The organism is Dyella monticola (genome assembly GCF_003363155.1).
In the GTDB taxonomy this organism is placed as follows: Bacteria; Pseudomonadota; Gammaproteobacteria; order Xanthomonadales; family Rhodanobacteraceae; genus Dyella_B; species Dyella_B monticola.
The window spans coordinates 40220-63473 of the sequence record NZ_QRBE01000018.1 but is presented as its reverse complement, the minus strand read 5'-3'; the positions used below and the strand labels follow the sequence as shown (position 1 = coordinate 63473).

Genomic DNA, 23254 nt, shown 5'->3' with positions numbered 1-23254 from the left:
TTTTCCTCGAAGGGCGATACCGTCTGCATTATGACTCGCACGCTTGCTTGGTCACGGCCGGCGCACGTGCTGCGCCACGACGCGCATTGGCCAAGGCCACGCCACCCACCGTGACGGCGCCACCAATCAGCGTCAGCCAGCCCGGCTTCTCGCCCAGCCACACCCAGCCGATCAACACGGCAATCGGCGGCGAAAAATAGATGAAGCTGGAAACCTGCGAGGCCGATGCACGCCGCAGCGCGGCGTTCCAGGTGAGGTAGCCCACAAACGTCGGCGCAATACCGAGCCAAACCAGTGCGGCGATATGCGCCCATGGCGCTGCCGCCAGCGCATGCACAACACCCAAACCGAATGGCAGCGCGCCCAAGGTGCCGGCAAAAAAACCGAAGGCCGTCACACCGATCATGTCGTTGCGCGCGAACAACGGCTTCTGCCCGACAAACAGCACCGCCGATGCAATGACGCTCACCAACACCAGCGCCGCCATCGGCTGAAAGCGCACTTGCTTGCCACTGGTAAGCACCACCAGCACCACGCCCAGCAGCGCAACGCCCAATCCCAGGACTCTGCGTGCACTGATGCGTTCGCCGATCCAGAAGGCCGACAGCGTCGTGGTCGCGGCCGGCACCAGCGCAATCAGAATGGCCGCCGTTCCGCTGGCGATACGTGTTTCGGCGTAATTGAGGCACAAGTGATACACCGTCAGGCCGGTCACACCAAGCACCGCAAGCTGCAGCCAATCACTTCGACGCGGCGCGCGCGCACGCTTCACCCACATCAACAGCGCGAAACACAGCGAGCCGATGGAAAGCCGCGCAAACGCCACCTCACCAGGTGTAAACGAAGCAAGCGCATACGCAATCGCCGCATAGGCGGACGACCAGGTGAGCAAAGCGATGGCGATATAGATGAGCGCGCGCCCATCGAGGCGTTCGGTACTGTCCATGGGTATCCCTGGGGGAACGGTGCAAATGCTAGCCGCGAGTCCTCACCCAGTGAATAATGGTTCCGATCTTCCTTCCGATGTTTCGCCATCGATCGAACTATCAGCGGGCTGCCATGACCTACGAATCGAAAGCCGAGTTGGACCCCAAGGACTGGCAACTGCTGGAGGCCTTGCAGCAGGATGCACGCGTGGGCTACGCCGAACTGGGTCGCAAGGTGCGCCTTTCCGCACCGGCCGTGGCCGAGCGTATAAAGCGATTGGAAGAAACCGGCGTGATCGGCAGTTATCGCGCCGTGATCGATCCCCGGCGGGTAGGCTTCGGCATCGAAGCCATGGTTCGCCTGCGGTGCGACGGCGGTATTTGCGCACGCATCGGCAAATTGGTTGCGGATGTGCCGGAGGTGCTCGATTGCCGTCGTCTTGCTGGCGAAGATTCCGCACTGCTGCGCGTCGTGGCGATGTCGATCATGCACTTGGAAGCCATACTCGATCGCCTGCTGAAAATCCACGCCAGCATCAGTACGACCACGCTGATCGTCCTGCAAACGCCGCACGCCAATCGTCCCGTGACGCGTGGCATGTGGGATACGGCACGCGCGCTCTCCAAGGACTAGCCCGCCCTGCGAACAGGGCGGGCGCGCGTATCGTCAGCCGTGTGACTCGTCCTTCTTCTTTGGCGGCTGATGTCCATTGTTTTGAGGATGCTGCTGCGCGGGATGCGGCTGTGGCGCGTGCTGCGCTGGTGCCGCATGGGGTGCAGGCGCGGGTGCGGGACGATGCACCTGCGGCGCGGGTGCCGGACGCGGCGCCGGGTGTGCCTGAGGTGCGGCATGCATCGCCGGTTGCGGATGCGCCTGCGGCGCAGCATGGAACGCCGGACGCGGTTGCGCTTGAGGCGTCGCATGGAACGCCGGCTGCGGATGCGCTTGTGGCACTGCATGGACCGCCGACTGCGGACGCGGCACCGGCTGACGAATCGTTTCCTGCGGACGCGGTGCAGATACCGGCCGTTGTGTGGCCGGTGCCGGGGTGTGCATGGTGTTGGCGCGCGCCTCTTGCGCCACACGTTGTTCGGGTATCAGCACATGCGGTGCTGCCGCCGACGGACGACCTTGATGCCCAAAGTTGGGTGTATTCATCGGCTGCGCCGGCGCATGATTTGGGTTGAACTGATTGCGATTGTTGACGACGTTATTGGCGGTGCGATTGTTGTAGTTGTTGATCGTGGTGTAACGATTGACCACGGTGGTCGAACGCGACACATACGTCTGATTGTTGTAAACCACCGCCGGACGATGCGGCCCACCACCGCCGCCACCGTAACCGCCGCCCCAATTCATGCCCCACGAATGCCAGCCGCCACCGTGATTGCCGTGGTCCATCAGCGAACCCACCAAGATGGCGGCGCCAAACGCCACGGCACCCACTGCCACGACTTCGCCGGTGGTGTATCCGGGCTGTTCATACTGATAGGACGGGTAGTACGGCACTTCGCCGCCGTAAACGGTTTGCGGGTCGTAGCTGGGCACGTACACGGCACCCGATTGCGAAGGATCGATCTGGATGATCTGCGATGGCGGCGGCACTACGTCAGGGCCTGAATACACCGGGGGCGCGTCGCTGTTGGCGACATAACCGGCCTCCTGTTCGCTTTGTTGCGCCGCTTGCGCGGGCTGCACGGTCACCGCCTGCTGCGCTGAATTCTGCAGATTGCCCTGCGCCCGTGCACGCTGACGCATCACCTGGATGGCGTTGAGCACGTCGGTGGGATCATTGACGTAAGCCTGGCCCAGTGCGGTGGTCCACTGGATGTTCTGCGCCATCTGGCTCAATACCGATGGGAACTGGGTGAGCCCCTTCACGCTCGCATCCCAGCTTTGCGGCTCCACCGCGGCCTGCAGCAGATCGCCTTTCAGATTCGGGTTCTGCGCGACCAGGTTTTGCGCCGCGGTGACCTCGTCCGGATAGGTCGATCCAGCCAGCACCTGCGCAACGAGCTTGTCGGGAAACAGGGCGATGGGCGCCACCAGCTGGTAGAGCTGATCGGCCGTGGGTGGCGTATATGCCTGCTGTTGTGCCTGCGCGCTGCTGGCAGACGCAGGCGCGCTGGCGGACGACGCCGGCGCGCTGCCCTGGTTCTGCGACGGCTGCTGGTTGCAACCGGCCAGTACCAGCATGCTCGCGCACGTGGCCGCCACCATAGCGGCGCTCAGAGAATGTTGCTTAGGCACTTGGACGCTCCTTGAATGGTCCGCCTTTTTAAGATGCAGGCGGCATGCATAAACCCCTGCAAGCGAGTATGCCCACCCTGCCGTTACATTTGGACAAATGTGGGATGAACGCCTATCGCATCCGGCCTGGCGGTAAGCTCCGCGTCAGCAGCGCCGCCCATGCGCTCCCGCCCTAAGGACATGCCACATGCGCACGATGTACCCGGAGATTGAGCCTTACCGCACCCATCAGATCGCGGTGGATGGCCGGCATACGCTGTATGTGGAGGAATGCGGCAATCCGCATGGGCTGCCGGTGATATTCCTGCACGGCGGGCCAGGCGCGGGGCTATCGCCTTATCATCGTCGCTTCTTCGATCCGGCGCGTTATCGCATCGTATTGGTCGATCAGCGCGGCGCAGGGCGGTCCACGCCGTTCGCTGATCTGACCGATAACACCACCTGGCATCTGGTCGCAGATATCGAGGCCATTCGCGAGCAGATAGCGGTGGAACGCTGGGTGGTGTTCGGCGGTTCCTGGGGTTCCACGCTCGCCTTGGCCTATGCGCAGACACATCCCGATCGCGTGCTGGGTCTCGTGCTGCGGGGTATCTTTTTATGTCGCCCGGAAGAAGTCCGCTGGTATTACGAAGAAGGCGGCGCATCCTGGATTTTGCCGGAAAAATGGCAACGCTTCGCCGCCGCGATCCCTGCGCACGAACGTGGCCACATGCTTGATGCGTATTGGCAACGCCTCACCTCCCATGATGAGAAGACCCGACTGGAAGCGGCCACGGCGTGGGGGGCATGGGAAGGCGTTGGCATCACGCTGGAAGAAAGTCCCGAAACCGAAGCGAGTTTCGCCGCGCCCGACGTGGCGCTCAGTCTCGCACGCATCGAAGCGCATTATTTTCGCAACCACGCGTTCCTCGAACCCGGGCAACTGCTGCGTGACGTAAACAAATTGCGCCACATTCCCACCACCATCGTGCACGGGCGCTACGACATCATCTGCCCGGTCAAGAGCGCGTGCGACCTCGCTGCGCAATGGCCAGAAGCCGAATTTCATATCGTGCTGGCCGGCCATGCCGCGTCGGAGCCCGCGATTGTCGACGTGCTGATCCAGGCCACCGACCGCCTTGCCGATCGATACTGCTGATCGCGGCGAGTGCCCGGGCATCACAGGGGCCTGAAACGGCGCCTGCCGGGCGGCCCGCCCAACCTCCGCCAGGGGCCAGAAAGGGGTGTCGATGGCATACTCGCCGCTCCCGATTCCTGTTTGGAAGCCGAATGATGTTCCCGCTTCGCACCCTGGCCCTCGGCGCGCTGCTGCTGCCGCTGGCGGCCTATGCCAACGATCCGTACTCCTACGCCCAACCTGACGCGGTGCGCGTTACGCACCTCGATCTCAAGCTCGCGATCGACTTTCCGCACCGCAAGCTGGAAGGGCTGGCCACGTTGACGCTGGCCTGGACCGATCCCAAAGCCCCTGCGCTGGTGTTGGATACGCGCGACCTGAGCATCGCGAGCGTCGAATCGGTGGATGCCCATGGCAAGGCGACAGCGTTGAAATATGCGCTGGCACCGCGCGACAAACAGCTCGGCAGCAAGCTCACCATCCAGGCACCGCAGCATCCGCAGCGAGTGCGCATCGTCTACACCACCTCGCCTAACGCATCGGGCCTGCAGTGGCTGCCGCCCGCGCAGACGGCCGACAAGAAACAGCCTTTCATGTTCTCGCAATCGGAATCCATCCACGCGCGTTCATGGGTGCCGCTGCAGGATTCGCCCGCCATCCGCTTCACCTATACCGCGCAAGTGATCGCACCCAACGATACGCGCGTCGTGATGAGTGCGCCGAACGATCCGACGCATTCGCTGAATGGTCACTTCAGCTTCGACCAGACGCACCCGATTCCTTCTTATCTGCTGGCGATCGCGGCCGGGAATCTTGCGGTGAAGCAGACCGGCCCACGCTCGGCGGTGTATGCGGAGCCCTCCGTGGTCGCCAAGGCCGCACACGAATTCGAAGACACCGAAAAGATGATCCAGACAGCGGAAAAGCTGTACGGTCCTTACCGCTGGGGTCGCTACGACATCCTGGTGCTGCCGCCGAGTTTTCCGTACGGCGGCATGGAAAACCCGAATATGACCTTCGCTACGCCAACTGTGCTGGTGGGCGACAAGAGCCTGGTTTCATTGGTCGCGCATGAGTTGGCGCACTCGTGGTCCGGCAACCTGGTGACGGCCGCCTCATGGCGCGACATCTGGCTCAACGAAGGCGTCACCACCTATGTGCAGGGTCGCATCACCGAAGCACTGTACGGCAAGCGCCAGGCCGATGAGGAAGCGTTGCTGGACATTCACTCACTGCAGCGCGGTGTCGGCACGATGCCGGAAAACGCGCAACGCCTCGCACCCAGGCCTGGCAACATCGACGCAGACGATACGCTTTCCGATGTTGCCTACACCAAGGGCTCATGGTTCCTGCGTACGCTGGAGCAACGCTTCGGTCGCGAAACGTTCGACAATTATCTGAAGGGTTATTTCGACCATTTCGCGTTCCAGAGCATCACCACCGAACAGATGCTTGATTACCTGAAGCCGAACCTGATCGACAAATACCCCGGCAAAATGAGCTGGAACGAAGTACAGGATTGGGTGTATGGCACAGGCATCCCCGCGCATGCGCCGATTCCTGATTCGCCGCGCTTTGACACCATCGACAAAGAGCGTACAGCCTTCCTCGCCGGCACGTTGAAGGCCGGCAAACTCGACGCCAAAGACTGGAATACGCAGGAGTGGATGTACTTCCTCGACGGCCTGCCGGATACACCACCGCTGGCCACGATGCAGCAATTGGATGCGGCATGGCATCTCACCGGCACGCCCAATGCCGAAATCGGTATGCGCTGGTACGTACACGCCATTGCGGCAGGTGACAAAGCCACGTGGCCGGCTGCCGCCGAACATATGACACGCATTGGCCGTCTGTATCTGACGCTGCCCGTGTACCGCGCGTTGAGCAAAACGCCGGACGGACTGGCCTTTGCAAAGCAGGTGTATGCCAAGGCGAAGAACGGCTATCACCCGCTGACGCAGCAAGCGGTAGAAACGTTGTTTGCAAAGGCTGGCAAGCACTAGCGCGCCGTGCAGACCGATCTGTGACGAGCCCTTCCCGGTAGGATCGTGGCGGGGCATGTCCGCTAAATTTCCGAGAAATGTCCATGAACACAACGACGACCCGTCCCCTCTGGCAGCGCTTGCTGATCCGCCGCCTCAAATTCCTCGGCATCCTTGCCGTGCTGGCGATCGTGATACTCGGCGGCAGTTACCTGTTCGCACCACAATGGCTATTGAAGGCCAAGACGTGGCACGACGCGACCACCGCACAACTTCAAAAGAACGCGGTGCAGGCCGGCGACACACGTTGGGTGTATTACGAAGGCGGCAATGGGCCCACCATCGTGTTGCTGCATGGCTTTGCAGCCAACAAGGATGTGTGGCTCAAAGTGGCGCCGCTGCTTACCGCACATTTCCATGTCGTCATTCCCGATCTGCCCGGTTGGGGCGAGTCCTCGCGCATCCCTGGCGCCAGCTACAACATCGACAACCAGGCCGAGCGTCTGGACGACTTCATCCAGACACTGCATTTGCAGCATGCAATGATCGTCGGCCATTCGATGGGCGGCGCGATTGCCGGCGTGTATGCCGCCGAACATCCGCAGGATGTCGCCGAACTGGCGCTGGTCGATTCATTCGGGCTGAAATTCAAGGAGAACGATTTCGCCAAGGAAGCACTGGCCGGCAAGGATCCCTTCGTGTTCAACGACCGCGCCGGTTTTGAGCGCGCCACCGCCTTGGCGTTTGAGCACGTGCCTCATGTGCCCGGGCGTTTCATCGATGTGTTCGTGAAGGAAAACATCGAGAATCGCGCATTCATCGACAGCACGTTCAATGAGCTGCGCGAAAATTCGCAGGCGCTCTCCCTGCAGACCCGGCTCGACAAGCTGACCATGCCGGTACTCGGCATGTGGTGCCATGACGATAAGATCATTGATATTTCCGCACTGGAAAGCCTACGTGACGGGCTGACCCATGCGCCGTCGATCAGTACGAGCATCCTCAACGGCTGCAATCACATGCCGCAGCTGGAGAAGTCGCAGGCGTTCGCGCAGGTGCTGACCAATTTCATTTTGGCGCATTGACGTTTGCAGCGCGGCCAAAGATGCTGAGACTGGGCTTTCCTCGTTTCTCAAAACCGGGCGCATTCGTGCGCCCTCTCCGCGTGTGGCGGCACGCCGCGCGGTAGATAGCGAACGCCGATGTCAGCCGCCCGTGGCAAAGCCCGGATATAAGGTCATGCCACCGTCGACAAACACGGTCGTGCCGACCACGTAATCGGAAAGATCGGAAGCCAGCCACACCGCAGCGCGCGCGACGTCTTCCGGCTCCCCGATGCGGCCGTAGGGCACCAAGGTCATCAGGCGCTTGTACGCCTCAGGTGTATTCCAGGCTGCGGTGTTGATCGGCGTGCGGATCGCGCCGGGTGCAATCGCGTTGACGCGGATGCGATGCGGTGCCATCTCCTGGGCGAGACTTTCCATCAGCAGTTTGATGCCGCCCTTGGAGGTTGCGTAGTTCGCATGGCCCGCCCAGGGGATTTCCTGGTGCACGGAGCTCATGCAGATGATCTTTCCCGCCGCACACGAAACCTCCGGCACCACGCCGCGCCGTAGAAATTCGGCAACGGCGGCCCGCGCGCACAGGAACTGCCCGGTGAGGTTCACATTGAGCACCGTGTTCCATTGCGCCAACGTCATCGCATGGAACGCCGAATCGCGTTGCAGGCCGGCGTTGTTGATGAGAATGTCGAGCGTACCGAAGCGCTCGATCACATCGCGGAACATCGTGGCGACCTGTTCCTCAGAGGATACGTCGGCTTTATACGCAATCGCTTGCACACCGTGAGCGCGAATCGCCTCCACGACCTTTGCCGCCGCTTCGTCGCCATCGACGTAATTGGCGGCGACATCCGCACCAGCCTCGCCCAGTGCCGCGGCCACGGCCATGCCGATACCGGAATTGGCGCCGGTGACGAGCGCTTTTTGTCCCTTCAAGGTTTTGGGAATCGCCAGGGAAGGCGCGGTGGAATGCGCAACCGCTGCGGGAGTATTCATCGTGCCGATCCTCGTCGTTGCTGACGGCAAGCGTGTCGGCAACGCCGTGTGACGGATGTGAGCAGCGCGACGATGCTGTGTATGGAACGCTACGCTTTTGCGCCCGCACAGGCGTGGTGCGCTTTGTGGTCGGGCTTTTCGTGCAAAAGGCGGCGCGTCACACCGTTGGTCCAGCCGAAACCATCCTGCAGCGGATATTCGCCGCCGCTACCGCCGACGGCGCCACCCGGCGGTACGTTCAGCACGTATTTTTCCACGAGCTTGCTTTCCCGCTCGTACAGACTGCTCACCGTAAGCAACCAGCGATGGGCAATGTCTTCGGCATACGCATGCAGGCCATACCGACGCAAGCCTTGAATCGCCAGCCATTGCAGCGGCGCCCAACCGTTCGGTTTGTCCCACTGTTGGCCACTCTCTACATCCGTGGCACCCATTCCGCCCTCTTCCATCAGTCGCGTGCACATGGCGTCGGCTACGCGCATGGCTTGTTTGGCGCTCGCCAGGCCGACATAAAGCGGCGCGCTGGTGGCGGCGTTCAGTGCTGGGCGTGGCGCATGGCGCTGCCAGTCGTAGTCGAGAAAACAGCCTTCCTTATCGTTCCACAGCTGCCGATTGATCGCGGTGCGGCGCGTATAGGCACGCGCCGTAAAATCATCGGCCTGCTTGTCCTGCCTGTCGGCGCGGCTGAGTTCGGCAATTTGCTGTTCCAGCTTGTAGAGGAAAGCGTTGAGATCGACCGGAATAATAGCCGTGGTGCGGATGGTTTCCAACTTGCCATCACACCAGCGCGAGCTGAAATCCCAGCCAGATTCGGCGCCAGCACGCAGGTCCCGATACACCTGTGTCTTCGGTCGCGTCGTACGGCTTGCGGTGGTGACGTCTTCGAGGTGCGATTCCTCGCGCGGCGTATCGCGATCATCCCAATAGCGATTGAGCAGGCTGCCGTCGTCCAATCGCACGCAGCGACGATGCGCGTCTCCTGGCTGCAGGGCATCCGCACCTTCCATCCAGAAGTCGTATTCCTTGCGCAGTTGCGGCAGCCATTCGATGGCGTCGCGCACGCCATGCTTCTCGAACAACTCCACCATCAACGCGAAGACGGGCGGCTGGGACCGACTCAGGTAATAGGTGCGGTTGCCATTGGGAATATGGCCAAACGTATCGATCAAGTGGCCGAAGTTGCTGGCCATGCAGTGCAACAGATCGTGGCGCCCACTTTCCGCGAGCCCCAGCATCGTAAAATACGAATCCCAATAGTAAAGCTCGCAGAAGCGTCCGCCCGGCACGACGTAACGATGGGGCAATGGCAGCAAGGACGATCGCGGCGGGTGCCGATCGGGCCGCCGTGTAAGCACGTCCCACAGGCTGTCGATGTGCTCGCGCAGCGGTTGCCCCGGCACGGATACGTAGTGACTGCGATGAATCCGCGGCACTTCGAAATTCGCATGCACGAAGGTGGCGAGATCGAAGCCAGGTTCCGCGCGCTCGGTACGATACAGCTGGAGAATGCATTCCGGCTCGCCGTGCGGTGCGCAATCGACGAAGGTTTTGCTGTCGGGAAATACACGCCCTCGCTGCACGTCGATAAATAACTCCTGATAGCGATCAGCAGGCGTCAGCGTATCGGCGGGGACCACGCCTGTCGGTGGCGTGCGTGGACTGACGAAGGTTTGCTCGTTCATCACCGGCATCACGTCGATGGGTACCTAGCGCAAACACAGGGCACCCAATGTCAATGACGATAAACGCTACGGTGGCGACCGTGCAGTATCGGTGAAGTCAGAGCACGCCTGGCACGAGCGCCTTCACGCGATGCATGTATTGACGATATTGGTCGCCGAACTGCTCGCACAACCAGCGCTCTTCCAGCCGAAGTTTGAGCCAGAACGCCAGCCCGATGAGCGCCAGACTGACCAGCGCACGCCACTCACCGTTGGCCAGTGCCGTGCCCGATACGGCTACCAGCAAGCCGGTGTAGATCGGGTGGCGCACCCAATGGTAGGGGCCGCGCACGATCAACTCGTGATCCTGTTTGAGTTGCACGATGCCGCTCCAGTTACGCCCCAAAATAACGCGCGCCCAGCACGTGAACGCCAGGCCGAGAACGGCGAGCGCGAATCCCAACCACGCTATCCATGGCTGATCGGGCACGAATCGCCGATTGAAAAAAGTACCGTTCAACGCGTCGAATCGATACATCAGCAACACCACCGCGATAAGGATGGGGATCGTGTGCCGGCCAAGGCGCGAGCCATGCGATTCCTCGCGCACTGCGCGCTTTACGCGAAATGAGCTGATGAGCCAGTAAAGCAGCCAGAGTGACCAGATGCCCAGGAACAATCGATCGAGATCAAGCAAGGACGACATACATCGTTACCTCCTAACGATTAGCTGCCGCGCCCACTTATCCTGCGGCAGTGCTGCCTGCATGGGACGAACGTCGCAACGAAAACCGCGCTCGACGTTCAGCACCGGATCTTCATCGATCGGCACATCGGACGCAATCTCTGCGTGCAATGGCGTGACCGGCATGCCATACGCTGCCACCGCGTTCGTCACAGGCTAAACCTGGTTCGAACGCGCGCTCCTATCGATTGCACGCGTGGCGTGCGGCGCAGGTCGTTTGCACCGTGATAACGCATCGCGCTCGCCCCCGATCACGATCGCATGGCGAACGCGTTAATCGGCGACGTCGGCGATGAGCCGGTCCAATTCCGCTTTGAGCATGGCGCCGTTCTGACGCAGCCAATCGCGCTGTTCGCGCCAATCCGGGAAAATAGCTTCCACGTGCGCCCAGAAGCGCGGCGAGTGATTGCGCACTTTCAAATGGCACAGCTCGTGCGCAAGCACGTAACGCAACGCAGCGGGCGGCGCGAGTGCAAGGGCGAGATCGAGATTGATGCGATCGCGCGTATCCAGGCTGCCCCACAGGCTTTTCATCGGGCGAATGCGCAAGGCGGTCGGCGCGAGCCCGAGCTGCGGCACATAACCGGCCAGCCAGCGCGAAACGTCCCGCCGGATCTGGGCTTCGAAATAGGACGCGAGCAAACCGCGGGCTACCGGTAGAGCGCGGCTGTGCGGGCGCGGAATTTCCAGCGTCATGCCACCCTCATAAGCGACTACGCGCGGGTACGCACCTTCAGCCCAATCGAGCGTGGTGGTTTCGCCGCGCAGTGGAAATTCGAGCGATACACCCACGCGCAGCGGCGGCAGCGGCTCGACGACGAGATTGAGTTCGCCGAGCTTCTTCTCCAGCCAGTCCGCGTTGTGGCGCAAGAACGCATTCACCTGCGAAGGATGGGTGCCTTGCGGGTAGGTGATGCGTGCACCTTTGGTCGATACCGTCAGGCGCAATCGGCGCGCCCGCGGATGCGAAGCTTTGAGCACACGAATGGTATTGCCGCTGGGGGTTGCCAACTCCAGCCAGTCGCCGTCGAGATACGCCATGGTCCTGCCTTTCACTGCGCCCAGGACCGCGGGGAGGGGCCTGGGCACAGCCAGAATGTGGGGTGCCGGGGCTGCGCGCAAGGGCTTTTTTGAGCCTTCTACAGGAAGCCCGATCTGGCGCGCGTCTCAGGCGGCATGGGACGGCTTTCTCCCCCTCCTCCAGGGGATGTGGGCACCCCTGGGGCCCGATGTTCATGTGAAGACGGACTACTGATGGCCCTGCTTTGGAGAGCGAGGAAAGGCGGCCTTGGTGACCCCCTAAAGGCATGGGCCCCGGCTTTCGCCGGGGCGACAAGCTACGCGTGTCGAGGTTTGGCGATGACGGCGCTCGCGCTTTTACTCCGGCCGCGGCAACCCGAACCACTCTTCGAGTTTGCCCAGCAACCGCTCCAGTTCCAGCGTCAGCAACGCGAAGCGCGCATCCATTTCCGCCGCGGCATCCTGCTGGCCGTCGCCCAGTTCGTCGAGTACGGCATCGAGGAATTTCAACTTGCGCAGCACCAGATCTTCGCCCAGCACGAAGCTGATGCGATCGTCGAATATCACGCCGAGCTGGAATACCTGCTTGCCGTTGCGCAGATGTTCCTTCACTTCTTCGGCGTCGAGATCCTGACGACGACAACGCGCGATCGCGCCGGTGGCCGTTGCCGGATCGCGCAGTTCGCATTCGTCGCCGAGCACAAGGCCGCCGGGCAGGTTGCCGCTGGCCAGCCAGTCGGTCATCAGCGCACGCGGGCCCTCTTCCGGCGCGAGCGGCACGGCCGGAAAACTGCCGAGTGCTTCACGCACCTGCGTCAGTGCATTTTCGGCGCTCTTGCGACTGGATGTATCGAGCACCAGCCAGCCGTTCTTGCGATCGACATAGGCGGACATGCGCGCGCTGCGCACGAAGGCGCGCGGCAGGAGTTCGGTGAGCAGGTCTTCCTTGATGCGTTTGCGTTCGCGGCCGCCGACTTTGCGGCCTTCTTCCTCGGCGATTTTCTGCACCTTGCGCTGCAGTTCGTCGTTCACCACCGCGGCGGGCAGCAGTTTTTCTTCACTACCCACCGTAACAAGCGTGCATGCGTTCACTACATGCGTCATGGGTGCGTCGTCGCCGCGGCCGACCGGCGGCACGAAACCACGTGTAGCCATTTCCATCGGGCCACACGGGCGAAGGCGATGTTCACCGAGCGCTTCGTCGAGGCGCTTGAGGTCTTCGGCAACGGATGGAGAAAAGCGGAACAGCGTGAGGTTGCGGAAAAACATGCGGAATCCGGTCGCGAGTTTCCGTCCTCCCGGCGCACGCCAGGACCCAGCGTCTTTATGCGAAACGCCACTGGGCCCCGGCGTAGGCCGGGGCGACGGTGAGGGTGGTATTAGCGAATGACGGCGGCGACGGCCGCAACGACATTGTCGAGATTGTTGCGGTTCAATGCCGCCACGCAGATGCGTCCCGTACCGATGGCATAGATCGCATGCTCTTCACGCAAACGATCCACTTGCGCCTTGTTCAAACCCGAGTACGAGAACATGCCCGCCTGCTTCTGGATGAAGCTGAACTGCGACGCGCCATGGGTGGCCAGTTTTTCCACCATGCCGGCACGCATCGCATGGATGCGTTCGCGCATTTCGGTGAGTTCCTGCTCCCATAGTGCGCGTAGCTCCGCGCTGTTCAGCACACCCGCCACCAGCGCGCCACCATGGGTGGCGGGGCTGGAATAAATAGAACGGATGATGCGCTTGACCAGCGATTGCACCCGCAGCGCTTCATCGCGCGTGGCGCCGACGATCGACAGCGCACCCACACGCTCGCCGTACAGCGAGAACGACTTCGAGTACGAATTGGCCACTACGAATGATTCGATGCCCGACGCGGCAAACAGACGCACCGCGGTGGCATCCTCGTCGATGCCCTTGTCGAAGCCTTGGTAGGCCATGTCGATGAAGGGCAGCAGCTTGCGATCCTTCACCACCGCAACGACTTGTTTCCACTGTTCGGCCGAGAGATCCACGCCGGTGGGGTTATGGCAGCACGCATGCAGCAGCACCACCGTGCCGGGCTCCAGCTTGTTCAGATCGGCCAGCATGCCGGGAAAATTCACGCCGTGCGTGGCGGCATCGTAGTAGGCGTAATCCACCACCTCGAAACCGGCGGCGTTGAACACCACGCGGTGGTTTTCCCAGCTTGGGCTGCTGATCGCCACTTTGGCGTTGGGCAGTGCCTTCTTCAGTAGCTCCGCCCCGACGCGCAGCGCACCGCTGCCGCCAATGGTCTGCGAGGTCGCCACGCGGCCGGCCGCCAGCAGTGGCGATTCCGGGCCGAACACTAGCTTCTGCGTGGCCTGCGTGTAGGCAGGCAAGCCATCGATGGGCAGATAGCCGCGCGGCAGCGATTCTTTCGCCAAGGCCTCTTCCACCTGGCGCACGGCACGCAGCACCGGAATGCGGCCGCTTTCGTCGTAATAGATGCCCACGCCCAGATTGACCTTGCCGGGGCGCGGATCGGCTACGAAGGCTTCAGTAAGACCCAGGATCGGATCGCCTGGGGTCATTTCAACGGATGCGAAATGGGACACGGTTCTACTCGATGCAAAAGGAAAAGGAATATGGACGTCTAAACGTCCGCCTGAATTCTAATGGTTTTCGTCCTCGCCGCCGGCAAGCCAGCCATGGACATCCGCACGCAAGGCACCGTCACGCGAACCCAGCGACGTGAAGTCGAACAGCTTGCGGTCGGCCAAGTGCGAGGATGCCACGTTGCCGAGCGCGCGAAACATGGTTTCGCTGCGTCCGGGATATTGACGATCCCACTCCTGCAGCATCCGACCCACCGCCTTACGCTGCAAATTTTCCTGCGAACCGCAGAGGTTACAGGGAATGATGGGGAACTGCCTATGCTCGGCATACTCGGCAATGTCGTTTTCCCTGCAATACGCAAGCGGGCGGATCACTACATGGCAGCCGTCGTCCGAACGCAGCTTAGGCGGCATCGCCTTCAGGCTGGCCTGATGGAACAGGTTGAGGAAGAACGTGGCCAGGATATCGTCGCGGTGATGGCCCAAGGCGATCTTGGTGATGCCGTTCTCGGCCGCCCAGTTGTACAACGCACCGCGGCGCAGGCGCGAACACAGGCTGCACATGGTCTTGCCTTCGGGAATCACCCGGGTGACCGTGCTGTAGGTGTCCTGCTCGATGATGTGGAACGGCACGCCCCGCTCGGTGAGGTACTGCGGCAGCACGCGTTCAGGAAAGCCCGGCTGTTTCTGGTCGAGATTCACCGCGATCAGCTCGAAGCGCACCGGCGCCTTGGCCTTGAGCGACAGCAGCACATCGAGCAGGGTGTAGGAATCTTTGCCGCCGGACAGGCACACCATCACCTTGTCGCCGTCTTCGATCATGTTGAAGTCGGCGATGGCCTGTCCCACTTGATGGCGCAGGCGCTTGGCCAGCTTGGCGGCTTCATAGGCGCGCTTGCGGGCGATATCGGGTACAGGAGCCTCGGGTTGGGCGGACATGGCAGGCACGGGTACGGCGGGCAAGCGCGTATTGTACCCGGCCCGCCGATGATGTCCGGGCGCGTTACAATTACAGCTTCGATGACCACCTCCCTCGCGACACCGCCCATGCAGGCCCAGGATCCCGCCCAGATCGCCCATCTTCTGGCCGAATTGCGCCAGGAACATCGCGACCTGGACGCGACCATCCAGCAGCTGTCCGCCTCCCTGGGTTGCGACGAGCTGCAGATCACCCGCATGAAGAAGCGCAAGCTGCTGCTCAAGGACGCCATCGCGCGCCTGGAAAGCAAGCTGATCCCGGACCTGGACGCTTAAGAATGCTCGCCCCGACCATCCTTCAGGACGACTACGTTCGTCTCGAGCCGCTGGGCGTGCAGCACGTGCCCGATCTGGAAGCCGCCGCGGCCGATGGCGAACTGTGGAACCTGTGGTTCACCAGCGCACCGGCCCCGGGCCAAGCGCACGCTTACGTGGAGAAGGCGCTAGCCGGCTTGGCCGCGAACCGTATGCTGCCCTTCGCTGTGCGGGAAAAAAGCAGCGGGCAGATCGTCGGCACCACCCGCTTCTACGATTTCGACCCGGAGCTGCCACGCATCGCCATCGGCTATACCTGGTATGCCAAGCGCTGGCAGAAAAGCCATCTCAACACCGCCTGCAAGCGCCTGCTGCTCAAGCACGGCTTCGAAGGGTTGAATTGCGTGGCGGTGGAGTTCCACACCGATCACCGCAACCTCGATTCGCAACGCGCCATCGAGCGCCTGGGTGGACATAAGGATGGCGTACTGCGCAATCACAAGCGTCGGCCCGATGGCACGCTGCGTGACACGGTGTGCTATTCCATCCTTGCCAGCGAGTGGCCGGACGTGCAGCGCTGGCTGGATATGCGTTTGGCGCGATTGAGCGCATAACGCTAAGCACTGAATCCACCATCGATCATCAGATTGGCCCCGGTGACGAACCCCGCCTCCGGACTCGCAACGTACGCCACCATGCCGGCGATCTCATCCGCTTCTGCGTGACGCGACAGCGCCATCATGCGATGGAGCTCCTTCGCATACTCGCTTTCCGCGGGGTTCATGTCGGTGTTGACCGGGCCGGGCTGCACGTTGTTGACCGTGGTGCCGCGCGGCCCAAGGTCACGCGCCATACCTTGCACGAGACCCTTGAGGGCGGATTTACTCATCGCATAGATGGCGCCACCGGTAACCGGCATACGGTCCGCTTTGGTGCTGCCGATGTTGATGATCCTGCCGCCTGCGCCCATGTGCGGCAGTACCGCCTGGCTCGCGACGAACACTGCCCTCACATTCACGTCGACCGTCTGATCAAAGTCTTCCAGCGTCAACGTATCGATGGGGCCAAACTTCAACACTCCGGCGTTGTTGACCAGGATGTCGATCTTGTCGAAGTGGCTTGCCGCCTGATTAATCGCCTGCGTCAGGGCGGTAGCGTCGCCCGCATCGGACTGGATCGCGAGGATCTGGCCTCCGGCCTCCTTGATGCTGGCCGCCAGTGCTACCGTCTTGGCGGTCGAACCCCGATAGGTGAATGCGGCCGCTGCGCCATCGCGCGCGAGGCCGCGCACGATGGCGCCGCCGATACCGCGAGCACCACCCGTCACGAAGGCCACTTTGCCGTCGAGATGGGCCCTCATGATTCGCCTCTTCGATTCAGTTAAAGAGGGAAGCATAGAGGCAAACGACCCATGGTTATGTAAGCGAAAATCGCACTAATTGCAGTTCGACGCCGATAGTCGAAGAAAGCGCGGAACCTGCTTGAATCGTTCGTCGTCACGGCGAGGCGATAACCCTTGCCGAAATGACGCTGACCTCGCTTCGAGCACAGCTAGTGTGCATAAACACGTTGTTTATTTTTGTTTCCATTGCAACAACTCATGGTTGCGCATGAAACCAAAATGTCCGCGAGTGCTTGATACATCTAGATGTTTAGCCATCCAAATAGGTCTCGTCTGACAATTCGGAAAATTTCTCATAAAAAAAGAGTTGACACGCTCGCACAGTGTGCCGTACGGTCGACGACATGCCGCAGCGCAACAGCCACCGCTATACCACCCGCGCCATTCGTCCTCCGACGATAACGGACGCGCTGCCGTTCGCCGGCCTCCTTCTTATTTCCCTTGTACTCGTACTCCTCATTACCAACGGAGGTGCGGGCTGAGGGCGCGTGTCAAGGTAAAGCAAAACTAACCTAGATACCCCGAAGAACCCCGCACCCACCAGGATGCGGGGTTTTTTATCGCCCCTATAGCCCGCCCCAAACGGAGCCACGCATGAACCAGCAAACAGCTCAACGGAACGACACCACCGCAAATGGTGATAGCGCCGAAGATCGCGTACGCATCTTCGACACCACCTTGCGCGATGGTGAGCAGGCACCGGGGTTTTCCATGGATCGGCGCGCGAAATTGTGCATGGCACAAGCTCTCGAAACGCTCGGCGTGGACATCCTGGAGGCTGGATTTCCGCAGGCCTCACCGGATGATTTTGCGGCGGTCGAAGAGATCGCGCGAACATTGCGCACCGCCACCGTGTGCGCACTGGCGCGATGTCAAACCGGCGACATCGATACCGCCGCGCGCGCGCTGGAACACGCAAAAAGCTCCCGCATACACCTGTTTCTTTCCACCAGTCCACTGCATCGCGAGCACAAGCTCGGCATGAGCAAGCAGCAGGTCGTGGAAACCGCCATCGCCTCCATCGAGCACGCGCGCAAGTACTGCGCAGACATCGAATTCTCCGCCGAAGATGCGATGCGCACCGAGCCGGAATTCCTGATTGAAGTCTTCAGCGCCGCCATTGCCGCCGGCGCCACCACGGTCAACGTTCCCGATACCGTGGGCTACATCACCCCGTCGGAAATGCTTGAGCGCATCACCTATCTTCGCCAGCACGTACGCGATGCGCACAAAGCCGTATTCTCCACGCATTGCCACGATGACTTGGGCATGGCCGTCGCCAACAGCCTGGCCGCTGTGAGCGCCGGCGCACGTCAGGTGGAATGCACCATCAATGGCATCGGCGAGCGCGCCGGCAACGCCGCGCTGGAAGAAATCGTGATGGCCCTGAAAGTGCGCGCACCGCACTTCGGGCTGCGTACCGGCATCGACACCCGTAAGCTGCATCCGACCTCGCGTCTCCTTACCCAGCTCACCGGCCAGGTGGTCCAGCGCAACAAGGCCATCGTGGGGGACAACGCTTTCGCGCACGAGTCGGGCATCCATCAGCACGGCATGCTCAAGCATCGCGACACCTACGAAATCATGCATCCACAGGATGTCGGCATTTCCGAAACCACCCTGGTCCTGGGCAAGCATTCCGGCCGTCATGCCCTGCGCCAGCGCCTGGAAGCGCTCGGGCATACCGTGGACGACGAAGCGATGGAAAGCATCTTCAAGCGCTTCAAAGCGCTGGCTGACCGCAAACGCGAGGTTCGCGACGAAGATCTGGAAGCGCTGGCGCTGGGACAGGATCCGGATGCCACTGGTCCGTGGCACTTCACCCAACTCCACACCACTTCGCATTTGGGCGGCAGCGCATCGGCCACGGTGAAACTGCGCCATGACGACGGCCGCGAAATCGGCGAAGCCGCCATTGGCGACGGCCCGGTCGACGCCGTGCTGCGCGCGATCGAACGCGCCACTGACACGGACATGGTACTGACGGGCTTCCAGGTGCGCGCCATCAGCGAAGGTGGCGATGCGCAAGGCCACGCTCAACTGAGCGCGCGCCACGCCAAGCGCGACTGGCACGGCAGCAGCGTCAGCACCGACATCATCGAGGCGACCGCGCATGCAGCGCTCGCCATCGTCAATCGCATCGAGCGGCACGCCCACGAACGCAGCGATGCACCCGCACTAGGAGCCACCGCATGAGCACGCCCTTCCTTTGGCATAACGGCCGCATCAAGCCCTGGGCCGAAGCCACCGTTCACGTCAGCACGCATGCCTTGCACTACGGCTCGTCCGTGTTCGAAGGCGAGCGCGTGTACGCCACGCCGGAAGGACCAGCTTATTTTCGCCTGGCCGATCACACGCGCCGCCTGTTCGAATCGGCGCGCGTGTATGAGATCGACATCGGCTACACCGAAGATGAAATCAACGACGCTTGCCTGGACGTGATTCGCGCCAATCGGATGGCATCAGCCTATGTACGACCGATTGTTTTTCGCGGCGCCGGCGGGCTCGGCGTTCTCCCCAGGGACGGTGCGCCCGTCGACGTCGCGATCATGGCTATGGAATGGGGCGCTTACCTCGGCGAAGCGGCCGAACGTGGCGCGGACGTGTGCGTGTCCTCGTGGAACCGCGCCGCGCCCAACACCTTTCCGAGCTGGGCGAAAGCCGGCGGTAATTACCTCAGTAGCCAGTTGATCGGCCTGGAAGCGCGCCGCGGTGGTTTCGATGAGGGCATCGCACTGGGCTACAACGGCCTGTTGAGCGAAGGTGCGGGTGAGAACCTGTTCCTGGTCAAGCGCGGCAAGCTGCTTACGCCACCGTCGAGCGCCGGCATTCTGGCCGGTATCACCCGTGACTCGGTGATCACGCTCGCCAACGATCTGGGCTATGTGGTCCAAGAGCGCGACTTGCCGCGCGAAGCGCTGTACAGCGCAGACGAAGTGTTCATGACCGGCACTGCGGCGGAAATCACGCCGGTGCGTTCGGTCGATCGCAAGAAGGTCGGCAACGGCACGCCAGGCCCCATCACGCGCGCACTGCGCGACGCATTTTTCGGCCTGTTCGATGGCCGCACGCAAGACCGCTACGGATGGCTGACGTCGGTCAATGCGGTCGCCCTTGACCGCGAAAATCAAAAAGCGGCCACCCATGGCCGCACTCCTCAAGAACAGCACGCTTCGTCCGAGGTTGCCGCATGAGTTCGCGTACGTTATTTGAAAAGATCTGGGACGCTCACGTCGTAGCGCCCGAAACAGCCGATACACCGGCCGTGCTGTACATCGACCTGCACCTGGTGCACGAAGTCACCTCACCGCAGGCATTCAGCGAACTGCGCTCACGCGGACTGAAGCTGCGTCGCCCGGATCGCACGCTGGCCACGCTCGATCATTCCACGCCGACGCTGCCGCCGGCTGCAAACGGCGAGCGCCCGTACACGAACGCCGAAGCCAAGGCACAGGTCGCGCAGCTGGAAGCCAACTGCCGCGAGTTCGGCGTGCAGCTGTACGGCTGGGACAGCGACGATCGCGGCATCGTGCACGTGATCGGCCCCGAGCTCGGCGCCACGCAACCGGGCATGACGATTGTGTGCGGCGACAGCCACACCTCCACGCATGGCGCATTCGGCGCGCTCGCGTTCGGTATCGGTACCACCGAAGTGGGCCATGTCATGGCCACGCAGTGCCTGCTGCAGCGCAAGCCGAAAACCTTCGCCATCCATGTCGACGGCACGCTGCCGCGCGGTGTCGGCGCGAAGGATCTGATCCTGCACATCATCGGCGAGATCGGCGTGGACGGCGGCACCGGCTACGTGCTCGAGTACCGCGGCCAGGCCATCGAGGCGCTGTCGATGGAAGAGCGCATGACGGTCTGCAACATGTCGATCGAAGCCGGCGCGCGTGCAGGCTTGATCGCCCCCGACGAAACCACCTTCGCGTGGCTGAAGGGCCGTCCGCGTGCACCGCAGGGCGCTGCATGGGATGCCACCGTCGAACGCTGGCGCCAACTGCGCAGCGATGAAGACGCCCAATACGACCGTGAAGTGCACATCGACGCCAGCCAGATCCGCCCCACCGTCACCTACGGCACGCACCCGGGCATGGCCATCGCGCTGGACAAGCCCGTTCCCGCCGCGCGCAACCCGGTCGAACAACGTGCGCTCGACTACATGCAGGCCAAGCCGAACCAGGCGATGCAGGGCATGGCGGTGGATGTGGTGTTCATCGGCAGCTGCACGAATTCGCGTCTTTCCGATTTGCGTGAAGCCGCCAATGTGATGCGCGGTCGACGTATCGCCCATGGCGTGCGTGTGCTGATCGTCCCCGGTTCCGAAGCGGTGCGCCGCGATGCGGAGAAGGAAGGGTTGCACGAGGTGTTTCTTGCCGCCGGCGCGGAATGGCGCATTCCGGGTTGCTCGATGTGCATCGCCATGAACGGCGATCTCGCCCAACCTGGACAGCTGGTAGTGAGCACCTCCAATCGCAATTTCGAAGGCCGCCAGGGCAAGGGCGCGCGCACGGTGCTGGCAAGCCCTGCCACCGCCGCCGCATCCGCCATCGCCGGCGCGATCGCCGATCCACGCGAATACCTGACGGAGGTGGCCGCATGAAGTCCGTAACGCGCATCCACTCGCGCACCGCCGTGCTGCGGGATGAAAACATCGACACCGATCGCATCATCCCCGCGCGCTTTCTTACCACCACCGAACGCGCCGGCCTGGGCAAGTTCTGCTTCAACGACTGGCGCTATACCCAGGATGGTGGCAACAACCCGGCGTTTCCGCTCAACCAGCCCGAAGCGCACGGGTGCTCGATTCTCGTGGCCGGCCGCAATTTCGGTTGCGGCTCATCACGCGAGCACGCGCCATGGGCATTGCTCGACTACGGCATTCAGGCGGTGCTGTGCAGCGAAATCGCAGACATCTTCCGCGGCAATGCGCTGAAGAATGGCCTGCTCGCGATCGTGCTGGCTGACGCCGAGCACCACTGGCTGCTGCAGCACCCAGGGGTCGAGCTTTCCATCGATGTGCGCGAGCAGGCGATCGAGCTCCCGGACGGTGGACGCATCCACTTCACGCTCGAACCGTTCGCACGCCACTGCCTTCTCAACGGCGTGGACCAGCTCGGTTTCCTGCTGCAACACAACGACGCAATCACTCACTACGAACACCATCAGGAGAAGGCGGCATGAAGGCGCGTATCGTTACCCTGCCCGGCGACGGCGTAGGTCCGGAAGTTATCGATGCGGCCGTCGCCGTACTGCAAGCCGTTGCCGAGCGCAGCGGACACACCTTCGAATTCGCCTCGCATCTGATTGGCGGCTGCGCCATCGACGCCACCGGCGAACCGCTGCCGGCCTCGACATGGGACGCCTGCAAGCAAGCTGATGCGGTGCTGCTGGGTGCAGTGGGCGGCCCGAAATGGTCTGATCCGCAGGCGAAGGTGCGCCCCGAACAAGGGCTGCTTGCCCTTCGCGCGTCACTGGGCGTGTTCGCCAATCTGCGCCCGCTGCAGGTGCATCCGGCGCTCGCTGCGTTGTCGCCATTGAAGAATGAGAAGCTGAAAAACGTCGATGTACTGTTCGTGCGCGAACTGACCGGCGGCGCTTACTTCGGCGCCAAGACGCGCACCATCGACACCGCCACCGATGAATGCAAATACACCGCGGCCGAAATCGAGCGCGTGACGCGCCGCGCTTTCGAATTGGCGCGTGAACGTCGCCAGCATGTCACTTCGGTCGACAAAGCCAATGTGCTGGAGACCTCGCGCCTGTGGCGCAGCACGGTCACGCGCATTGCGGCGGAATATCCGGACGTGAAACTGGAACATCAGCTCGTCGATTCGATGGCGATGCTGCTGCTGACGCAACCCTCGCGCTACGACGTGATCGTGACCGAAAACCTGTTCGGCGACATCCTCACCGACGAAGCCGCCGCGCTGGCCGGTTCGCTGGGTCTGCTACCGTCCGCGTCGCTGGGTGAAGGCAAAGTCGGTTTGTATGAGCCGATCCATGGTTCGGCACCCGACATCGCCGGCCAGGGCGTTGCCAATCCGCTGGGCGCCATTCTGTCCGCCGCATTGCTGCTGCGCCATTCGCTGGACCTGGATGTAGAGGCAACCACCGTCGAAGCCGCGGTCGGCCATGTGCTGACCAACGGACCGCACAGCCGCGATATCGGTGGCAACGCCAGCACCGGTCAGATCCGCGATGCGGTGATCGCGGCCCTCGATGACGTCGCCACGCCCGCGTTTCTCTGCGGCCTGCGTGCGTGCGGTTGAGCGAGG

At 62.3% G+C, this 23254-nt stretch carries 21 protein-coding genes; 11 read left to right on the top strand and 10 right to left on the bottom strand.

The features are described from left to right. Positions 1-28: 28 nt before the first annotated feature. The gene (locus tag DWU98_RS20075; protein ID WP_115497365.1) at positions 29-946 is read right to left on the bottom strand and encodes a DMT family transporter; all 918 of its coding nucleotides are present in this window, start codon (positions 944-946) and stop codon (positions 29-31) included. Positions 947-1059: 113 nt separating this feature from the next. Here DWU98_RS20075 and DWU98_RS20070 point away from each other — a divergent pair, with 113 nt between their 5' ends. Next, positions 1060-1560 (top strand): Lrp/AsnC family transcriptional regulator, encoded by a 501-nt coding sequence (locus tag DWU98_RS20070; protein ID WP_115497364.1) that lies wholly within the window; start codon positions 1060-1062, stop codon positions 1558-1560. 33 nt (positions 1561-1593) lie between these two features. Here the strand turns inward: DWU98_RS20070 and DWU98_RS20065 are convergent, their stop codons facing one another. Beyond that, positions 1594-3177 (bottom strand): DUF3300 domain-containing protein, encoded by a 1584-nt coding sequence (locus tag DWU98_RS20065; protein WP_230474962.1) that lies wholly within the window; start codon positions 3175-3177, stop codon positions 1594-1596. Positions 3178-3364: 187 nt separating this feature from the next. On the opposite strand from DWU98_RS20065, the gene pip reads away from it, so the two are divergent. The 3 genes from pip to DWU98_RS20050 all read left to right on the top strand — a co-directional run bounded on the left by pip (position 3365) and on the right by DWU98_RS20050 (position 7364). Beyond that, positions 3365-4315: a prolyl aminopeptidase gene (gene pip / locus DWU98_RS20060; RefSeq protein ID WP_115497363.1), complete on the top strand. Its 951-nt coding sequence runs from the start codon at positions 3365-3367 to the stop codon at positions 4313-4315. A 134-nt stretch (positions 4316-4449) separates the two neighbouring features. Beyond that, entirely contained in the window at positions 4450-6300 is a 1851-nt protein-coding gene (locus DWU98_RS20055; protein WP_115497383.1) for a M1 family metallopeptidase, read from the top strand. A gap of 77 nt (positions 6301-6377) precedes the next feature. Continuing rightward, positions 6378-7364, top strand: coding sequence for an alpha/beta fold hydrolase (locus tag DWU98_RS20050; protein WP_115497362.1), 987 nt, complete (start codon positions 6378-6380; stop codon positions 7362-7364). 120 nt (positions 7365-7484) lie between these two features. Here the strand turns inward: DWU98_RS20050 and DWU98_RS20045 are convergent, their stop codons facing one another. The 7 genes from DWU98_RS20045 to ttcA all read right to left on the bottom strand — a co-directional run bounded on the left by DWU98_RS20045 (position 7485) and on the right by ttcA (position 15280). Next, entirely contained in the window at positions 7485-8336 is an 852-nt protein-coding gene (locus DWU98_RS20045; RefSeq protein WP_115497361.1) for an SDR family oxidoreductase, read from the bottom strand. A gap of 89 nt (positions 8337-8425) precedes the next feature. Further along, on the bottom strand, positions 8426-10018 hold the full coding sequence (gene treF / locus DWU98_RS20040) for an alpha,alpha-trehalase TreF (protein WP_115497382.1): 1593 nt from the start codon (positions 10016-10018) through the stop codon (positions 8426-8428). A gap of 97 nt (positions 10019-10115) precedes the next feature. After that, complete coding sequence (locus DWU98_RS20035) at positions 10116-10703, bottom strand: methyltransferase family protein (protein ID WP_115497360.1); 588 nt, start codon at positions 10701-10703, stop codon at positions 10116-10118. Between the two features lie 312 nt (positions 10704-11015). After that, positions 11016-11783: a M48 family metallopeptidase gene (locus DWU98_RS20025; RefSeq protein ID WP_115497358.1), complete on the bottom strand. Its 768-nt coding sequence runs from the start codon at positions 11781-11783 to the stop codon at positions 11016-11018. Between the two features lie 336 nt (positions 11784-12119). Continuing rightward, positions 12120-13031, bottom strand: a complete 912-nt coding sequence (locus DWU98_RS20015; protein WP_115497356.1) for a recombination-associated protein RdgC — start codon at positions 13029-13031, stop codon at positions 12120-12122. A gap of 110 nt (positions 13032-13141) precedes the next feature. Then, entirely contained in the window at positions 13142-14341 is a 1200-nt protein-coding gene (locus tag DWU98_RS20010) for an amino acid aminotransferase (RefSeq protein WP_115497355.1), read from the bottom strand. A gap of 57 nt (positions 14342-14398) precedes the next feature. Continuing rightward, on the bottom strand, positions 14399-15280 hold the full coding sequence (gene ttcA / locus DWU98_RS20005) for a tRNA 2-thiocytidine(32) synthetase TtcA (RefSeq protein WP_115497354.1): 882 nt from the start codon (positions 15278-15280) through the stop codon (positions 14399-14401). Between the two features lie 108 nt (positions 15281-15388). Between ttcA and DWU98_RS20000 the strand changes: the two genes are divergently transcribed. After that, entirely contained in the window at positions 15389-15595 is a 207-nt protein-coding gene (locus tag DWU98_RS20000) for a YdcH family protein (RefSeq protein ID WP_115497381.1), read from the top strand. A 2-nt stretch (positions 15596-15597) separates the two neighbouring features. Then, entirely contained in the window at positions 15598-16188 is a 591-nt protein-coding gene (locus tag DWU98_RS19995; protein ID WP_115497353.1) for a GNAT family N-acetyltransferase, read from the top strand. Positions 16189-16190: 2 nt separating this feature from the next. On the opposite strand, the gene DWU98_RS19990 is transcribed toward DWU98_RS19995, so the two are convergent. Then, the gene (locus DWU98_RS19990; protein WP_115497352.1) at positions 16191-16934 is read right to left on the bottom strand and encodes an SDR family oxidoreductase; all 744 of its coding nucleotides are present in this window, start codon (positions 16932-16934) and stop codon (positions 16191-16193) included. Positions 16935-17570: 636 nt separating this feature from the next. On the opposite strand from DWU98_RS19990, the gene DWU98_RS19985 reads away from it, so the two are divergent. The 5 genes from DWU98_RS19985 to leuB are packed head-to-tail and all read left to right on the top strand — an operon-like array spanning position 17571 to position 23248. Then, entirely contained in the window at positions 17571-19172 is a 1602-nt protein-coding gene (locus DWU98_RS19985) for a 2-isopropylmalate synthase (protein ID WP_115497351.1), read from the top strand. Further along, a complete protein-coding gene (locus DWU98_RS19980) occupies positions 19169-20170 on the top strand; it encodes a branched-chain amino acid transaminase (RefSeq protein WP_115497350.1) in 1002 nt (333 codons plus the stop codon). Before DWU98_RS19985 ends, DWU98_RS19980 begins: the two co-directional genes overlap by 4 nt. Continuing rightward, positions 20167-21579 (top strand): 3-isopropylmalate dehydratase large subunit, encoded by a 1413-nt coding sequence (gene leuC / locus DWU98_RS19975; RefSeq protein ID WP_115497349.1) that lies wholly within the window; start codon positions 20167-20169, stop codon positions 21577-21579. Before DWU98_RS19980 ends, leuC begins: the two co-directional genes overlap by 4 nt. Next, positions 21576-22160, top strand: coding sequence for a 3-isopropylmalate dehydratase small subunit (leuD, locus tag DWU98_RS19970; protein WP_115497348.1), 585 nt, complete (start codon positions 21576-21578; stop codon positions 22158-22160). Before leuC ends, leuD begins: the two co-directional genes overlap by 4 nt. Then, entirely contained in the window at positions 22157-23248 is a 1092-nt protein-coding gene (gene leuB, locus DWU98_RS19965) for a 3-isopropylmalate dehydrogenase (RefSeq protein ID WP_115497347.1), read from the top strand. The genes leuD and leuB overlap by 4 nt, the downstream gene beginning before the upstream one ends. Positions 23249-23254: the final 6 nt, after the last annotated feature.

What these genes read in the sequence shown, in the direction of transcription:
- ttcA (WP_115497354.1), bottom strand. Translation starts at nt 15,280, where the DNA reads ATGTCCGCCCAACCCGAGGCTCCTGTACCCGATATCGCCCGCAAGCGC.
- leuB (WP_115497347.1), top strand. Translation starts at nt 22,157, where the DNA reads ATGAAGGCGCGTATCGTTACCCTGCCCGGCGACGGCGTAGGTCCGGAA.
- DWU98_RS20000 (WP_115497381.1), top strand. Translation starts at nt 15,389, where the DNA reads ATGCAGGCCCAGGATCCCGCCCAGATCGCCCATCTTCTGGCCGAATTG.
- leuC (WP_115497349.1), top strand. Translation starts at nt 20,167, where the DNA reads ATGAGTTCGCGTACGTTATTTGAAAAGATCTGGGACGCTCACGTCGTA.
- DWU98_RS20015 (WP_115497356.1), bottom strand. Translation starts at nt 13,031, where the DNA reads ATGTTTTTCCGCAACCTCACGCTGTTCCGCTTTTCTCCATCCGTTGCC.
- leuD (WP_115497348.1), top strand. Translation starts at nt 21,576, where the DNA reads ATGAAGTCCGTAACGCGCATCCACTCGCGCACCGCCGTGCTGCGGGAT.
- treF (WP_115497382.1), bottom strand. Translation starts at nt 10,018, where the DNA reads ATGAACGAGCAAACCTTCGTCAGTCCACGCACGCCACCGACAGGCGTG.
- DWU98_RS20055 (WP_115497383.1), top strand. Translation starts at nt 4,450, where the DNA reads ATGTTCCCGCTTCGCACCCTGGCCCTCGGCGCGCTGCTGCTGCCGCTG.
- DWU98_RS20035 (WP_115497360.1), bottom strand. Translation starts at nt 10,703, where the DNA reads ATGTCGTCCTTGCTTGATCTCGATCGATTGTTCCTGGGCATCTGGTCA.
- DWU98_RS20075 (WP_115497365.1), bottom strand. Translation starts at nt 946, where the DNA reads ATGGACAGTACCGAACGCCTCGATGGGCGCGCGCTCATCTATATCGCC.
- DWU98_RS20025 (WP_115497358.1), bottom strand. Translation starts at nt 11,783, where the DNA reads ATGGCGTATCTCGACGGCGACTGGCTGGAGTTGGCAACCCCCAGCGGC.
- DWU98_RS20045 (WP_115497361.1), bottom strand. Translation starts at nt 8,336, where the DNA reads ATGAATACTCCCGCAGCGGTTGCGCATTCCACCGCGCCTTCCCTGGCG.
- DWU98_RS19995 (WP_115497353.1), top strand. Translation starts at nt 15,598, where the DNA reads ATGCTCGCCCCGACCATCCTTCAGGACGACTACGTTCGTCTCGAGCCG.
- DWU98_RS19990 (WP_115497352.1), bottom strand. Translation starts at nt 16,934, where the DNA reads ATGAGGGCCCATCTCGACGGCAAAGTGGCCTTCGTGACGGGTGGTGCT.
- pip (WP_115497363.1), top strand. Translation starts at nt 3,365, where the DNA reads ATGCGCACGATGTACCCGGAGATTGAGCCTTACCGCACCCATCAGATC.
- DWU98_RS19980 (WP_115497350.1), top strand. Translation starts at nt 19,169, where the DNA reads ATGAGCACGCCCTTCCTTTGGCATAACGGCCGCATCAAGCCCTGGGCC.
- DWU98_RS19985 (WP_115497351.1), top strand. Translation starts at nt 17,571, where the DNA reads ATGAACCAGCAAACAGCTCAACGGAACGACACCACCGCAAATGGTGAT.
- DWU98_RS20050 (WP_115497362.1), top strand. Translation starts at nt 6,378, where the DNA reads ATGTCCATGAACACAACGACGACCCGTCCCCTCTGGCAGCGCTTGCTG.
- DWU98_RS20070 (WP_115497364.1), top strand. Translation starts at nt 1,060, where the DNA reads ATGACCTACGAATCGAAAGCCGAGTTGGACCCCAAGGACTGGCAACTG.